The sequence below is a fragment of the Streptomyces sp. DSM 110735 genome, from assembly GCF_016482685.1.
In the GTDB taxonomy this organism is placed as follows: Bacteria; Actinomycetota; Actinomycetes; order Streptomycetales; family Streptomycetaceae; genus Streptomyces.
Genome location: NZ_JACYHF010000003.1, coordinates 380,000 through 393,057, shown reverse-complemented (window position 1 = coordinate 393,057; position 13,058 = coordinate 380,000). Strand labels below are relative to the sequence as shown.

Below are 13,058 nucleotides of genomic sequence, written 5' to 3'. Positions count from 1 at the left end.
GAACCGCCCCGCGCGGCGGCGGTCAAGTCAGCCGGGCGAACCGGAGGGAACTCGCATGGCCAGGACGGCGATGTCGTCCTGTCGGTCGTCGCCCATCCGGGCGAGCAGCTCGTCGAGGAAGACCTCCAGTGGCTCGCCCGCGAACGCCGTCGCGCACTGGCGCAGCCGGGTCAGCCCGCGCCCGATGTCCTCGCCGGGGCGTTCCACGAGCCCGTCGGTGTAGAGGAGGAAGGTGCAGCCGGGCGGCAGGGTGAGGTGCGCGGTGTCGCGGTCGAGTCCGGGGTCCACGCCGAGGATGGGGGCGTGCCCCTCCTCCAGGAGGTCGCTGCGGCCGTCGGGGCAGACCAGCAGGGGCGGCAGATGCCCGGCGTTCGTCCAGTGCAGCCGCCAGGGCGCGTCCGGGGGCGTCTCCACGCGGGCGATGACCGCCGTGACGAGTTCGACGGCGGTCAGCCCCTGCATCACCCGGTCCAGACGGCTCATCGTGCCCGCCGGGTCGTCCCCGCTGTCGTAGGCCAGCGCGCGCAGCATGTTGCGCAACTGCCCCATGCGGACGGCGGCGGTCAGATCGTGTCCGACCACGTCACCGATGGCCAGGACCAGTGAGCCGTCGGGCAGCCGGAACGCGTCGTACCAGTCGCCGCCCACCTCCGCCCGCTCCCGCGCGGCCACATAGCGCGCGGCCAACCGGACGTCGCCGACGCCGGACAGGTCCGGCAGCAGGGAGAGCTGCAACTGCTCGGCGGTGTGCTGCTGGAGCGCGTAGAGCCGGGCGTTGTCCAGCGCGAGACCCGCCCGGTGTCCGAGGTCGGCCGCGAGCGCCTGTTCCTGCTCGTCGAAGGGGGTCGCCGGAGCGCGCCGGACGAGGGTCAGCGCGCCGAGCGCCTGCCGTCGGGCGCGCAGCGGCACGATCAGCGCGGTCTCCGCGCCCAGGCTCCGGTACAGCCGCCACTGCGCCGCCTTCAGCGGGTCCTCCGGCTCCGCCGCGGAGAAGTCGTCGATCACCAGCGGTCCCGCGCCGCGCAGCACCTTGGCCAGCTCGGCCGCCGACTCGCCCGGCGCGGGCAGGGACGCGCCCGGCAGGACCCGTACCGCCCGCTCCGGGTCACGGTCCGTGACCGTCAGCCGACGCAGACCGTCGCCCTCGATCACGTCGATCACACAGGCGTCGGCCAGGTTGGGCACCACCACCCGGGCGAGTCGGCGCAGCGCCTCCCCGGCGTCCAGGCTGGACGCCAGCGCGCGGCTCGCCTCGGCCAGCAGGCGCAGCCGCGCCGCCGACGCCGCCGGAGCGGACGCGTCGGACACGGCTTCCGGCTGTGGTGGGTCGTCGTCCCGCTTCATCGCACTCCCTCTCCTCGTGTCTCCTTTGTAACCTTTGCGGCGCGGGGTTCGGAAACCTCAGCGTGTTGGCCTCCGGCGGGTTGACGGCTGGGCAGCCCGGTCCGGCGGCGCGGTGGGTTGGCGGCGCGCGGTGGCTCGGTGGTCCGGTTCGGTGGCCAGGCGGCTCGGCGGCCACGCCTCCTGCCCTCGCCGGTCTTCCGCGCCGGGCGCATGATGGAAGAGGCGATGAGGCTCGCCCTTGACCGCACTCCCGTGCTGATGGCCTCTACCGAACGGCGACGGACGCCACCGCGCCCGCCCGCCGACCGTCACGATCCGGGAGGCGCCCTCGCGGGGACTCCCCGACCGGGACCCCCTGACCGTCAAGGAGCCCGCCATGCCCGTCCGCAGACTCGTCCTCGACGTGGACAAGACGGTCGCCGAACCCGATCTGATCCACCTCGCGCTCGTGATCGAGGGCGCGCCCGGCGTCCAGGCCGTGAACATCGCGGTCACGGAGATCGACATCGAGACCGTCGGCACCAACGTCACCGTGGAGGGCGACGACATCGACGTAGCGGCGCTCACCCGGGCCATCGAGCGGACCGGCGCCGTGGTGCACAGCATCGACGAGGTCGTGGCCGGTGTGTACACGGTGGAGAACAAGCCCCGCTCGCGATGACGGGCCAACTGGGCAGTGTGGAACGGCAGTTCCGCGAACTGGCGGCGCAGTCCACCCTGCCGCTCGTGCTCGGTCTGGTGGACGGTCTCCTCAACGCCCTCACCCTCGCCGCCGCTTCGCTGGTCGGTTCGGGCGCGCCCGCCACCACCGGGCTCGCGGTGCGGGTGGGGCTGGCGGCGCTCACGACCGCCGCGTTCGCGGTCTTCGTCGCCGACTACGCCGACCGGCGCGCCTATCTCATGCGCGCCTCACGGCAGTTGAACCTCACGCGGCGCGGTCAACTGGCCACCACCCGGCTCGGCCGCCTCGCGACCCTGCGGTCCCTCCTCGCCACCGCGATCGCCTGCACGGCGAGCTTCGCGGGGGCGCCCCTTCCGCTGCTGGCCGGTGCCGCGCTGCCCGGCTTCTCCTGGGTGGTGGCGGTGCTGGCCGTCGTCGCGCTCGCGGTGCTGGGGGCGGCGCTGGGGCGCCTGTTCGCGGGGAGCTGGGTGCGGTGGGCGGGGGTGCTGGGGGCGGGCGGGGTCGCGGTGACGTGGATCGGGGTGTGGCTGCACATCACATGAGGTGCCGCAGAGCTGGTGAGGCGCCCCAGAGCTACGGGCGACGGGTCAGCGGGCTTCTCACTCCAGGCACCCCGTCAACCGCTCGTACGCCAGCCGCGCCTCCGTCAGGAACTCCTCCGCCGCCATGGCCCCCTCGAAGTCCATGACGCGCCAGCGGTGGGAGCGGTCGAAGCGGCGCAGCACGGTCGCGAGGGTGTCCTCGTCGGCGTGCCAGGCGCGCAGGGTGCTCACATCGGCGAGGGAGGCGAAGTTCGCGTCGTGCGCGGGCACGCACAGCACCCGGGTCTCCGGGCGGCCGTCGACCAGCGCGTGCAGCAGGGCCACGGGCCGGGCCCGTACCGTACGGTCCGGCAGCGCGGGTTCCTCCATGAGCAGCAGGACGGGGACCGTACCGCCCTGCCCGGTGAGGGTGTCGCCGACCCGGCCCGAGCCGACCGGGTACCCGGTCACCCGGGTCGAGCCCGCGCTCACCAGGTCGTACCCGTCCGAGCCGTCGGGCGGGGCGAACGGCGAGCCGATCGTCGCGTCCACCGTGACCAGGAACTCCATCGCAGCCACCTCCCGTGATGCGCACACCATCCACGCAGAGGCCATCAGCACGGCCGGGGCACGGTCGGCCGTGCGGTCACAGGGCGAGCCCCATCGCCCCCGGCACCACCATTCTTCCCGCGTGAGGGTGGGCGGCAACCATGGAGAGGGCGACTTACGGGACGATTCGCTCAGTCGCCCAGGGTGCGCAGCAGCCGCATCAGGATGTCCTCCGCCCGCGCGTACGACGTCGAGCCGACCCGCAGCCGCCACCTCGGTTCGGCAGGGCGGCGCCGGTCCGGGGTGACCACCCGTACGGGGCGCGGCGCGGGGGCGGCGTGCGCCGGTACGTTCGCCTGGCGGAGCGCGTCGAGCACGGTGTCGACATGGTGGGCGGGGAGGTCGGCGATCGGGGCCCACGACGTGGCGCGCAGCCCGTTGCCGCGACCGCCCGGGGGCAGCCAGGCGGGAGCGAACAAGCCCGTGGAGACGGTGAGTCGGGTGCTGTCGTGCGAGCTGTAGGCGGCGCCGGTCATGGTGTCCTCCCGGTCCTCACGGGTGCGGTGAGCACGGGTACGTACAGGAGCCATCGGCCGGTACGGCGGGTCGGCCACCCGGTGGGCGGGTGGTCTCGGCGGGGTCCAGCGCCGAGCGCCTCGCGCACTGTCGAGCGTACGCCGGGAAAGCGGACCGTGACCGGCGCCGTTCGGCCGACGTGCCCCGTTCGGCGTACGCTGAATGCCTGCCACGGCGAACGCCGGGCATACTACGAGTGCGCCGAGCGCGCCGGTGATGGGGCTCACCGTGAACCGCGGCATCCGCCGCTGACGGTCCCTGGTCCAACGCAGCGACCAGGAGGAACCATGCCCGCATCCGCCGCTCCGCCTTCTCCCTCCGGTGGAACTCCCCGGCGTGGCCGCCACCCGCCCGTGCCATACGGCTACGCCCCCGCGCCCGCCCACGCCCCCGCGCCCGACCGCGCGCACGCGCCGGGCGGCACCCTCGTCATCAGCCCTGGCACCAGCCCTGCCACCCGTCCCGCCACCAGGAGGAACCGATGGAACTCGATGTGATCGTGGAGATCCCCCAGGGATCGCGCAACAAGTACGAGATGGACCACGAACTGCACCGCATCCGCCTCGACCGGATGCTGTTCACCTCCACGCAGTACCCCGCCGACTACGGCTACATCGACGGCACCCTCGGCGGCGACGGCGACCCGCTGGACGCGCTCGTGCTGACCGGTGAGCCGACGTTCCCCGGCTGTGTCGTGGAGTGCCGGGCGGTCGGCATGTTCGTCATGCGGGACGAGCACGGTCCCGACGAGAAGATCCTCTGCGTCCCCGCGCACGACCCGCGCTACGCGGACGTGCAGGACATCGACGACATCCCCAGCTTCGACCGGATGGAGATCACCCACTTCTTCGAGGTCTACAAGGACCTGGAGCCCGGCAAGTCCGTCGAGGGCTCGCACTGGGAGGGGCGCGAGCAGGCGTACGCCGAGATCGCCGCCTCCCGCGCCCGCGCCGCCGAACCGGCGCACCAGGGAGCCTGAAACGGGGCGCGTGGCCGGTCGAGTCCGATGACCGCCCGTGGTCCTGCCGTACGACAACCGAGTGGGGAAAGCTCATGACTTTGCGCATCGCCGACCTGCACGCCGTGGAGATCCTGGACTCCCGGGCCCGTCCGACCCTCGCGGTCACGCTCACCGCCGAGGACGGCACCCGGGTACGGGCCGGTGTGCCCGCCGGTGCCTCCACCGGCACCCGGGAGGCCGTCGAACTCCGGGACGGGGACGCGGAGCGGTACGGCGGGCAGGGGGTGCTGGGTGCCGTCGGGCACGTGAACGGTGAGATCGCGCGGGCGCTGACCGGTCGCGACGTCGGCTCGCCCGCCGACGTCGACCGGGCGCTGCTCGAACTGGACGGCACCGACACGAAGTCGAGGCTGGGCGCCAACGCGGTGGTCGGTGTCTCCCTCGCCGCCTGGCGCGCGGCGGCGGTGCTCGCGGGGCGGGAGCTGTGGCAGTACATCGCGGACGTGGCGGGCACCCGACCCCGGCTGCCGGTACCGCACTTCAACGTTGTCAACGGCGGTGCGCACGCCGCCAACGACCTCGACTTCCAGGAGTTCATGCTCGCCCCGCTCGGCGCCCCGAGCCTGCCCGAGGCGGTGCGGGCGGGCGCGGAGGTGTACGCGCGCCTCAAGTCCCGCCTCGCGGCGGAGGGGTTCGCGACGGGGCTCGGCGACGAGGGCGGCTTCGCGCCCGCGGTGTCCCGCCCGGAGGACGTCCTCGACCTGCTGGTGGAATCCATCGCGGACGCGGGGCGCGTGCCCGGCCGGGAGGGCGTCGCGATCGCCCTCGACCCGGCGGCGAGCGAGTTCCGGGCGCCGGACGGCCGGTACCGGGTGGCGGGGGAGTCCCTGACCGGCGACCAACTCATCGCCCGCTACGAGGAGATCGTCGACCGCTACCCCGTCTGGTCCATCGAGGACGGTCTCGCCGAGGACGACTGGGACGGCTGGGTCCGCCTGACCGCCCGCCTCGGACACCGCGCGCAGATCATGGGCGACGACATCTTCGTCACCAACCCCGCGATCATCGCGGCGGCGATCGGCCGGAAAATCGCCAACTCCGCCCTCATCAAGGTCAATCAGATCGGCACGGTCACCGAAACCCTCGACGCCATGCGCTTCTGCCGCGACGCCGGTTACACCCAGATGGTCTCCCACCGCTCCGGCGAGACCGACGACTCCTTCATCGCCGACCTCGCCGTCGGCGCCGGCTGCGGACAGCTCAAATCCGGCGCCCCGGCCCGCGGCGAACGCATCGCCAAGTACAACCGCCTCCTGGAGATCGCGGAGACGCATCCGGAGCTGCCGTTCGGGCTGGCGGATGTTTGATAGATCGTCAGGTCATCGTGCGGACCTTGAGGGCTAGTTTGGTGGGCGCGTCGACCTTGTCCGTGACGTAGGCGGCGAGGAGCCGTCCCTGATCGGTCAGGACGCAGATTGTGGCCCCAGCCCGTACCTGATAGGTGTCGGCGTTCACGCCCATCTGCAGTGTCTCCAGGCCACCGCCGTTCGCCGCGTCCAGGCACGTGTCCTTGGTGACCTCGGTACCTCGGGGCACGACGCCCGCGCGGGCCTCCGTGGCGGTGCGCAACTCGGTGATCGTGCAGTCCACCCAGACCATGTCGACGCCTGGCTGGGCCTTCTCGTCGTTGAGTTCGGTCTCGACCCGGTGAGTGAAGGGCACTTTGTCGAAGTCGATCTCGGTGCGGATGCGGCAGGGGGGCTCGGTCAGCGTCAGGGTCATCGGTTCGCCGGGGAACGGTTGGAGAGCCGTCGAAGTTGAGCTGGGCGTGATGCTGGGCGGTACCGATTCGAGCGGAGCCTGTTCCCGCTGCCCGGTCGAAGTCGCGGTCGGGGAGACGCCGGCTGGAGAGACGCTGACCGGGGAGGAGGCCGCCGGGGCTCCGTCATCCTTCTTGTCCCCGTCTTCCTTGCCGATCAGAGGGACGACAAGGGGCACGACAATGCCGGAGCAAGCGGTGATCACCAGTGCGATGAGGGCGTGCTTGGACTCGAACTTGAGGCCACGCCACCACTGCCGCGCCCCCTGTGGCGCCGGTGCTCCGCCGCCCGGTGTCGCGCCGCCCGGCGTGCCGTCTCCCTGCTGCCCCGCCGTGTTTCCGCCGTCGTTGCCGGATGGCCCAGCGTTCATCGTCAACTCCCGTTTGTCCGATGCCGCGTTCTTGGGCACCGACCCCGCTTGTCGTCCTGACGCACGCTCTTGCGGCGAACGTGCCGAGCAGGAAGGTAGCGGTATCCGGGGCGGATCCGCTTGCGGCAACAGCTCCGCGTGTCAGTCGGAGTCGAGCTGGTGGTCCGACCAGACGTAGCTCTCGGGGAGGAGGGCGGTGATCGGGAGGGTGTGGAGGTGGTCGGTGGGGCCGAGGATGATGTGGGCGGTGGGGAAGTAGTCGAGGAGGACCTGGCGGCAGCGGCCGCAGGGGGGAATGACGCCGCGGTCGCGGTCGCCCACCGCGACGATGGTGTCCAGGGTGTGGATGCCCTGGGTGGCGGCGGTGCCGATCAGGACGAGTTCGGCGCAGGGGCCGCCGGTGAAGTGATAGGCGTTGACCGCGGTGACGATCCGGCCGTCCGGGGCGCGGCCCGCGGCGGCGACGGTGTGGTTGTCGCCGTGGGTGCGGGTGCGGGCGATGTGCGTGGCGGCCTGGACGAGTTCGTGGTCGACGCCGGGGGTCTGTGTGCTCAACTCTTCACCTCGGGAGCCTGGTTGATCGGTCGGTGAGGGGTCGGTGCCCGGTCTCCGGTGGGGCTCGGCGGCGACTCCTGCTTGATCACGGCCGCATACTATGCGGGCGTGACGCATCCCTTACGTCTCCGGGACTTCCGCCTGCTCTTCGCCGGCCGCACGCTGTCCACGCTCAGCGACGCCCTGGTGCCGACCGCCCTGAGTCTCGCCGTCGTCCGGCTCACCGGATCGGCGACCGCTCTCGCGATCGTGCTCGGGTGCGCGCTCGGCACCCGGCTCCTCCTGCTGCCCGTGGCCGGGGTACTGGCGGACCACGGCGACCCCCGCTGGATCGCCCTCGGCGCCGACGCGACCCGCGTGCTCACCCAGGCGGTCGTGGCCCTCCAACTCCTCACCGGACACGCCTCGATCGCGGTGATCGCCACGGCCCAGGCGGTGGCGGGCGCCGCCTCCGCCGTCAGCCTCGCCAACCTCTCCCCGCTGCTCACCCGGGTGGCCCCGGTCTCCGGTCCGGCGCGGCAGAAGGCCAACTCGCTGATGGGCATGGCCAAAAGCGTCTCCCTGCTCGGCGGTCCCGCCCTCGCGGGGCTGCTGATCTGGCTGGTCGGCATCGGCTGGGTCTTCGTGCTCGACTCCGCCGCGTTCGCCGTCAGCGCGTCCCTCATGCCGTTCATCCGGCTGCGCCGTAAGACGGGTCCGGCGCCCGTCCGCCGTGCCCTGCGTGCCGGGCTGGTCGAGGGCTGGGCCGAGGTGAAGGCGCGGGACTGGTACTGGACCAGCCTCATCGCCCACGCCGCCTGGAACTTCGTCGCCAACGTCCTGCTCACCCTCGGCCCGCTCGTCGCGGTCACCCGACTCGGCGGTCAGGGCGCCTGGATCGCCGTGACCCAGGCGGGCGGCATCGGCATGCTCGCCGGTTCACTGCTGGCCGGGCGCGCCCGCCCCCGGCGCCCGGTCCTCGCCGGAAACCTCGTCCTGGCCACCTACGCCTTGCCGTTGACCCTGTTCGCCACAAGTGCCCCTCTGTATCTGCTGGTTGGCGGATACGGCATCGCCATGGCGGGACTCGGCTTCCTCAGCCCCACCTGGCAGACCACCGTGCAGACCGCCATCCCGCCGCACGTGCTCGCCCGGGTCAGCTCCTACGACTGGCTGGTCTCGCTCGCCGCACAGCCGCTCGGCGTGATCCTCGCCCCCCTCGCCCTGCACCTCTGGGGTCCCCGCGTACCGTTCGCGCTCTCCGCCGTCCTGGTCGCCGTCGCCTGCGCCGGTACGGCCCTCGTCCCGGGCGTGCGCGACCTGCGCGCCGACCGGGACGTCGAGGTGGCCCGCGCCGCCTGAGCGATCAGGCCGAGGCGTCCCGTTCGTCCGCGACCACGGCGGGCTCCCCGCCGGTCAGGCCCACCAGTTCCTTGAACGACGTACGGAACACTGTGTGCGCCACCCCGGCACTCGCCCACACGTGGTCGTACTCGGCCAGAGCGGTGTCGACCAGCGTCCGTACAGGGGCCGGGTGACCCACGGGAGCCACGCCGCCCACCTCCTGGCCGGTCACGGTCAGGACGTACGCGGGATCCGCGTGGCGGATCTTCTTCCGGCCCACGTCGAGGAGGCGGGCCAGGAGTCGGGTGTCCACGCGGTGGGCGCCGCTGGTCAGGACGAGCAGGGGCGCGCCGTCGGCGGTGAAGACCAGGCTGTTGGCGATGGCGCCCACCGGGCAGCCGAGTTGGGCGGCCGCGGTCGCCGCCGTCGGCGCGGGGGCCGGAAGCTCGACCACCTCGGCGGTGCTGCCGTAGGCGCGCAGGGCCGCGCGGACGCGTTCCACTCGCTCATGCACGGGCGGCTTCCTCTCGTTCTCCGGATGCTCCGGCCGCGGCGGCGGGCCACTCCTCGGCGAGGACCGACCACACCTCCTTGTCGAGCCGCACCCCCCGGTACGGATAGCGCTGCCGGAGCACGCCCTCGCGGGTCAGGCCGAGGCGGCGGGCGGCGTCGGTGCTGCGGGTGTTGCCCGAGGCGGCCATCCATTCGACGCGGTGCATCCCGCGCTCGCGGAAGGCCCAGTCGATCAGGATCCGGCAGGCCCGGTTCACCAGACCGCGCCCCTCGCCCGCCGCCTCCAGCCAGCAGCCGATCTCGCACACCCCGGAGGCGCTGTCGAAGTGGGTGAACATGACACCGCCGACCAGGGTGCCGTCCAGCCAGATGCCGTAGATCCGGCCGGAGTCCTCGGCCTGGCGGTCGGCGTACCGCTGGAGCGTGGCGGTGGCGGTTTCGAGGTCCGTGCTGAAGGTCGCCCACGGTATCCAGGGGTCCACCGTGGGGCGGGCGCGGTCGATGTGCTCCAGGAACTCCTGGGCCTGCCAGGGCTCCAGCGGGCGGAGCTGGGCGTCGTCGGTGAGCGGCAGGGCGAACACGGGCACCTCCGGGTACGTAACAGGCGTTCGGTACGTAAGGTAGCAGCATGCCGCCCGCGCCTGTCGACCATGAATCCCGCCGTGAGGACGTGAGCCGTGCCGTGTGGCAGGTGCTCGCCGAGAAGGGGTTCGGCGGGCTGACCCTGCGTGCCGTCGCCGCCGCGATGGGCGTCTCCACCGGGATGCTCATGCACTACTTCACGGCCAAGCGCGCCCTGATCGCGCACGCCCTGAGCCTGCTGGAGAGCAACACGGCGGGTCGGCCGCGCCGCGAGCACCCCGCCCCAGGACTCGCCACCGTCCGGGTCATGCTCCTCGACATCCTGCCGCTGACCCCCGACGACACCGCCCGCAACCGCATCTGGGTCAGCTCCTGGGACCTGTCCCTGGCCGACGACGCCCTCGCCGCCGAACAGGCCGAGCGCTACACGCGGTTGCGCGCGACCCTGAGCCCGCACCTCTCGGTCGCCCGTGACGCGGGGGAACTTCCACCCGACGCCGATCCGGACCAACTCGCCGCCACAGCCGTCGCGTTCACCCACGGACTCGTCGTCCAGGCGCTCTTCGACCCCGACCGGTTCCCGGAGGACGTCCAGACCGCGATGCTCGACGGCTTCCTCGCCTCACTCGCGACGGACTGACCGGACCGGTCGCCGTCCCGTCCTGTTCCATCCCGCTAGCGTTGCTCCGCATGACGGCCACCCAGACGGACATCACCGAGGACATGATCCGGGAGCTGCTGCGCGAGCAGTACCCCGATCTCGCGGACCGCCCCCTCAAGCTCGGGGCGCTCGGCTGGGACAATCAGGTGTGGCGGCTCGGTGACGACCTCGCGGTGCGGATGCCGTGGGCGACGGACTCGGCGGACGCGCTGCTGCGGAAGGAACACGCCTGGCTGCCGGGGCTCGCGCCGCGTCTTCCGCTGCCGATTCCCGTCCCGCAGCGGCTCGGTGAGCCCACGGAACGGTTTCCGCGTCCCTGGCTCGTCACCACCTGGGTGCCGGGCGAGCCCGCTGACCGCGCCCCCGCGACGCGCCCCACGGAAGCGGCAGCCGTCCTGGCCGCCTTCCTGACCGCGCTCCACCGCCCCGCCCCCGACGACGCGCCCTCCGGGCGTGACCGAGGTGGCGTACTGGCCGAGACCGCCGACCATCTCACCCGGGCGCTCGCCTCCGCCGCCGACCTCGGTCTGGTCCCCGACCCGGACGCCGTCCGCGTCGTCTGGGAGGACGCCGCCGCCGCGCCCGCCTGGACCGGTCCCCGCCTCTGGCTCCACGGCGACCTCCACCCCGCCAACGTCCTCACCACCGACGGCACCTTCTGCGGCGTCATCGACTTCGGCGACCTCTTCGCGGGCGACCCGGCCTTCGACCTCGCCGCCGCGTGGATCCTCCTCCCGGACAGCGCCGTCGACCTCTTCCACGCGGCGTACTCGACCCCCGACCCCGCGACCCTCCGCCGCGCCCGGGGCTGGGCAGTCCTGCGCGCCCTGTCCTGCCTCCACATCGGCCACGCGGGCGACGAGGGCCGCCCCGGCGGCAAACCGAGCTGGGGCCCTCCGGGCCGGGCGTCACTAGCACGGCTCACGGCGGCGGGGCGTCATTGAGCCCGGTTTCGGGGGGAGTTGAAGGATGCGTTCGGTCGAAGCGGCGTGGCACGCACTGCTCACCACCTACGGCGAACCGTCCCTGTCGGAAAGGTCACCGCTGCGGGAGCCCTTCGCCGAGCTGGTGCGGCTGGCTCATGCCGAGCCGCTGCTGCGCCGGCTCCATCCGTGGGCCGGTATGTGGGAGCTGCACTTCAGCAGGTGCACAGAGAAGCCGTACACCTGGGACCTCCCGTACATCGGCACGTTGGAAGACGGGCGGTACTACGTCGAGGGGCCGAGCCGGAACAGCCCGCGCATCGCCGAGACGGACAGTGCCCGGACCGCTGTGGCGATGGTCGTCGAGCGCCTGCCACCACACTGCGGCCCGGTCTTCGTCGGGAACGCGAAGGAACTAACCGACCAGGGAAGCGACTTGAGCGACTTCGTGAGGTTCCTTCGGGAGCGGAACATGGCGGACAACCACGCCTACGCCGACGTGGCCCACCGCTTCGGCGGGGACGCCCTTCTCGACAGTCACCTGCCGATGCTCGACCTGATCGACATGCTGGCCGGGGAGTACGAGGCGATGGAACCGGCGGACGCGCGCCGTGAAGGGCTGGCGTACGCGCTCAAGGTGCTCGCGCAGTCGTACGCCGAGCACCCTGATTACCGCCGGGAGTGGCGCCCCTAGGGTTCAGTTCTCCTCTTCCTCCTCGTCCTCGAACTCCTCGTCCTCGTATTCGCCGTCGCCCTCGTCTTCTTCGTCTTCGTCTTCGTCTTCCTCCTCCTCCGGGGACTCCTCGTCCTCGTACTCCTCTTCTTCCTCGCCCTCTTCCGGCTCTTCCTGTTCTTCCTCCTCCATCGCCTCCTCGTGGGTGCGGACCACCTCGCCGTCGCGGATCTCGCCGCGCCAGCCTTCGACGTCCTTGTCGGTGAAGGTCACGTAGCGCTGGAAGTTCTTGAAGTCCAGGCGGAGGCGGCGGCCCTGGGCGCGCCAGATGTTGCCGGTCTTCTCGAAGAAACCGGAGGGGTAGTACTCGACGACCAGGACGATGCGGGTGAGGCTGGGCGCGAGTTCGTGGAAGCTGACGCAGCCGTGGGTGGTGCCCTTGGCGCCCTCGGAGTTCCAGACGATGCGGTCGTCGGGGATCTGTGTCTCCACGGTGGCCTTCCAGCCGCGAGTCGAAGGACCGACCTTCACCTTCCAGTCGCTGTCGACCTCGCCGTGCTGGCTGACGCTGCGGACGCCCTTGGTGAAGCCGCTGAACTCGCCGTACTCCGTCCAGTGGTCGTACGCCTTGCGGAGCGGCACGCCCACGTCGAGGACCTCGATCATGTTCATGACCTTGGTGGTCCCCGACTTGCCCTTGCCCTTCCCCTTGCCGAACACGTCCTTCGCCTTGCCCAGCAGGTTGTCCTTGATGTTCCCGGCCTTCTCGCTGACGATCGCCTTCAGCGGTGACTCGCCCTGGAGGAGTCGGCCGCCCACGCCGGTGAGGAAGCCGCCGTTGTCGGCGCTGTCGAGCAGTTGCTCCGTCAGGTCGGACAGCCGGTCGCCGGTCTTGCCGACCAGGTGTTCCGCCTGGGCGCCGAGGTAGTCGACGAGTTCGTCGCGCAGCATGTCCAGACCGGAGCTCGGCGCCTTGTCCTTGACGCTGTCCTTGGCGGCCATGGC

The 13,058-nt window shown here is 72.0% G+C and carries 16 protein-coding genes and 1 riboswitch; of the genes, 8 read left to right on the top strand and 8 right to left on the bottom strand.

Annotated features, from left to right (window positions below):
• Window positions 1-27: 27 nt before the first annotated feature.
• Window positions 28-1,344, bottom strand: coding sequence for a PP2C family protein-serine/threonine phosphatase (locus IF655_RS07220; RefSeq protein WP_199583094.1), 1,317 nt, complete (start codon window positions 1,342-1,344; stop codon window positions 28-30).
• Window positions 1,345-1,556: 212 nt separating this feature from the next.
• A riboswitch (Fluoride riboswitch) is annotated at window positions 1,557-1,619 on the top strand.
• A 101-nt stretch (window positions 1,620-1,720) separates the two neighbouring features.
• Here IF655_RS07220 and IF655_RS07215 point away from each other — a divergent pair.
• Both IF655_RS07215 and IF655_RS07210 read left to right on the top strand, forming a co-directional pair.
• Window positions 1,721-2,005, top strand: a complete 285-nt coding sequence (locus tag IF655_RS07215) for a DUF211 domain-containing protein (RefSeq protein ID WP_199583093.1) — start codon at window positions 1,721-1,723, stop codon at window positions 2,003-2,005.
• A complete protein-coding gene (locus tag IF655_RS07210) occupies window positions 2,002-2,568 on the top strand; it encodes a hypothetical protein (RefSeq protein WP_206775515.1) in 567 nt (188 codons plus the stop codon). The genes IF655_RS07215 and IF655_RS07210 overlap by 4 nt, the downstream gene beginning before the upstream one ends.
• A gap of 57 nt (window positions 2,569-2,625) precedes the next feature.
• On the opposite strand, the gene IF655_RS07205 is transcribed toward IF655_RS07210, so the two are convergent.
• Both IF655_RS07205 and IF655_RS07200 read right to left on the bottom strand, forming a co-directional pair.
• Window positions 2,626-3,117, bottom strand: a complete 492-nt coding sequence (locus IF655_RS07205) for an inorganic diphosphatase (protein ID WP_199583092.1) — start codon at window positions 3,115-3,117, stop codon at window positions 2,626-2,628.
• Window positions 3,118-3,287: 170 nt separating this feature from the next.
• Window positions 3,288-3,632, bottom strand: a complete 345-nt coding sequence (locus IF655_RS07200) for a hypothetical protein (protein WP_199583091.1) — start codon at window positions 3,630-3,632, stop codon at window positions 3,288-3,290.
• 521 nt (window positions 3,633-4,153) lie between these two features.
• Here IF655_RS07200 and IF655_RS07195 point away from each other — a divergent pair.
• A complete protein-coding gene (locus IF655_RS07195; protein WP_199583090.1) occupies window positions 4,154-4,651 on the top strand; it encodes an inorganic diphosphatase in 498 nt (165 codons plus the stop codon).
• Window positions 4,652-4,725: 74 nt separating this feature from the next.
• Window positions 4,726-6,000, top strand: a complete 1,275-nt coding sequence (eno, locus tag IF655_RS07190) for a phosphopyruvate hydratase (RefSeq protein ID WP_199583089.1) — start codon at window positions 4,726-4,728, stop codon at window positions 5,998-6,000.
• 7 nt (window positions 6,001-6,007) lie between these two features.
• On the opposite strand, the gene IF655_RS07185 is transcribed toward eno, so the two are convergent.
• Window positions 6,008-6,862: a hypothetical protein gene (locus tag IF655_RS07185; protein ID WP_199583087.1), complete on the bottom strand. Its 855-nt coding sequence runs from the start codon at window positions 6,860-6,862 to the stop codon at window positions 6,008-6,010.
• Between the two features lie 102 nt (window positions 6,863-6,964).
• Window positions 6,965-7,378 carry a cytidine deaminase gene (locus IF655_RS07180; protein WP_242488583.1) on the bottom strand — a complete coding sequence of 138 codons (414 nt, stop codon included), beginning with the start codon at window positions 7,376-7,378 and terminating at the stop codon, window positions 6,965-6,967.
• Between the two features lie 108 nt (window positions 7,379-7,486).
• On the opposite strand from IF655_RS07180, the gene IF655_RS07175 reads away from it, so the two are divergent.
• Window positions 7,487-8,719 carry an MFS transporter gene (locus IF655_RS07175; RefSeq protein ID WP_199583084.1) on the top strand — a complete coding sequence of 411 codons (1,233 nt, stop codon included), beginning with the start codon at window positions 7,487-7,489 and terminating at the stop codon, window positions 8,717-8,719.
• Window positions 8,720-8,723: 4 nt separating this feature from the next.
• On the opposite strand, the gene IF655_RS07170 is transcribed toward IF655_RS07175, so the two are convergent.
• Window positions 8,724-9,215, bottom strand: coding sequence for a YbaK/EbsC family protein (locus IF655_RS07170; protein WP_307814875.1), 492 nt, complete (start codon window positions 9,213-9,215; stop codon window positions 8,724-8,726).
• Window positions 9,208-9,801 (bottom strand): GNAT family protein, encoded by a 594-nt coding sequence (locus IF655_RS07165; RefSeq protein WP_307814874.1) that lies wholly within the window; start codon window positions 9,799-9,801, stop codon window positions 9,208-9,210. The genes IF655_RS07170 and IF655_RS07165 overlap by 8 nt, the downstream gene beginning before the upstream one ends.
• Window positions 9,802-9,842: 41 nt before the next feature.
• On the opposite strand from IF655_RS07165, the gene IF655_RS07160 reads away from it, so the two are divergent.
• From IF655_RS07160 to IF655_RS07150, 3 genes are read left to right on the top strand one after another with little or no spacing between them, the layout of a single operon-like run.
• Window positions 9,843-10,436 (top strand): TetR/AcrR family transcriptional regulator, encoded by a 594-nt coding sequence (locus IF655_RS07160; protein ID WP_199583082.1) that lies wholly within the window; start codon window positions 9,843-9,845, stop codon window positions 10,434-10,436.
• A gap of 50 nt (window positions 10,437-10,486) precedes the next feature.
• On the top strand, window positions 10,487-11,401 hold the full coding sequence (locus IF655_RS07155) for an aminoglycoside phosphotransferase family protein (RefSeq protein ID WP_199583080.1): 915 nt from the start codon (window positions 10,487-10,489) through the stop codon (window positions 11,399-11,401).
• A 25-nt stretch (window positions 11,402-11,426) separates the two neighbouring features.
• Window positions 11,427-12,074 (top strand): DUF6221 family protein, encoded by a 648-nt coding sequence (locus IF655_RS07150; RefSeq protein ID WP_199583360.1) that lies wholly within the window; start codon window positions 11,427-11,429, stop codon window positions 12,072-12,074.
• A 3-nt stretch (window positions 12,075-12,077) separates the two neighbouring features.
• Here IF655_RS07150 and IF655_RS07145 read toward each other — a convergent pair whose 3' ends face one another.
• A complete protein-coding gene (locus IF655_RS07145) occupies window positions 12,078-13,055 on the bottom strand; it encodes an SRPBCC family protein (RefSeq protein ID WP_199583078.1) in 978 nt (325 codons plus the stop codon).
• Window positions 13,056-13,058: the final 3 nt, after the last annotated feature.

What these genes read in the sequence shown, in the direction of transcription:
- IF655_RS07160 (WP_199583082.1), top strand. Translation starts at nt 9,843, where the DNA reads ATGCCGCCCGCGCCTGTCGACCATGAATCCCGCCGTGAGGACGTGAGC.
- IF655_RS07210 (WP_206775515.1), top strand. Translation starts at nt 2,002, where the DNA reads ATGACGGGCCAACTGGGCAGTGTGGAACGGCAGTTCCGCGAACTGGCG.
- IF655_RS07145 (WP_199583078.1), bottom strand. Translation starts at nt 13,055, where the DNA reads ATGGCCGCCAAGGACAGCGTCAAGGACAAGGCGCCGAGCTCCGGTCTG.
- IF655_RS07200 (WP_199583091.1), bottom strand. Translation starts at nt 3,632, where the DNA reads ATGACCGGCGCCGCCTACAGCTCGCACGACAGCACCCGACTCACCGTC.
- IF655_RS07205 (WP_199583092.1), bottom strand. Translation starts at nt 3,117, where the DNA reads ATGGAGTTCCTGGTCACGGTGGACGCGACGATCGGCTCGCCGTTCGCC.
- IF655_RS07195 (WP_199583090.1), top strand. Translation starts at nt 4,154, where the DNA reads ATGGAACTCGATGTGATCGTGGAGATCCCCCAGGGATCGCGCAACAAG.
- IF655_RS07150 (WP_199583360.1), top strand. Translation starts at nt 11,427, where the DNA reads ATGCGTTCGGTCGAAGCGGCGTGGCACGCACTGCTCACCACCTACGGC.
- IF655_RS07215 (WP_199583093.1), top strand. Translation starts at nt 1,721, where the DNA reads ATGCCCGTCCGCAGACTCGTCCTCGACGTGGACAAGACGGTCGCCGAA.
- IF655_RS07220 (WP_199583094.1), bottom strand. Translation starts at nt 1,344, where the DNA reads ATGAAGCGGGACGACGACCCACCACAGCCGGAAGCCGTGTCCGACGCG.
- eno (WP_199583089.1), top strand. Translation starts at nt 4,726, where the DNA reads ATGACTTTGCGCATCGCCGACCTGCACGCCGTGGAGATCCTGGACTCC.
- IF655_RS07155 (WP_199583080.1), top strand. Translation starts at nt 10,487, where the DNA reads ATGACGGCCACCCAGACGGACATCACCGAGGACATGATCCGGGAGCTG.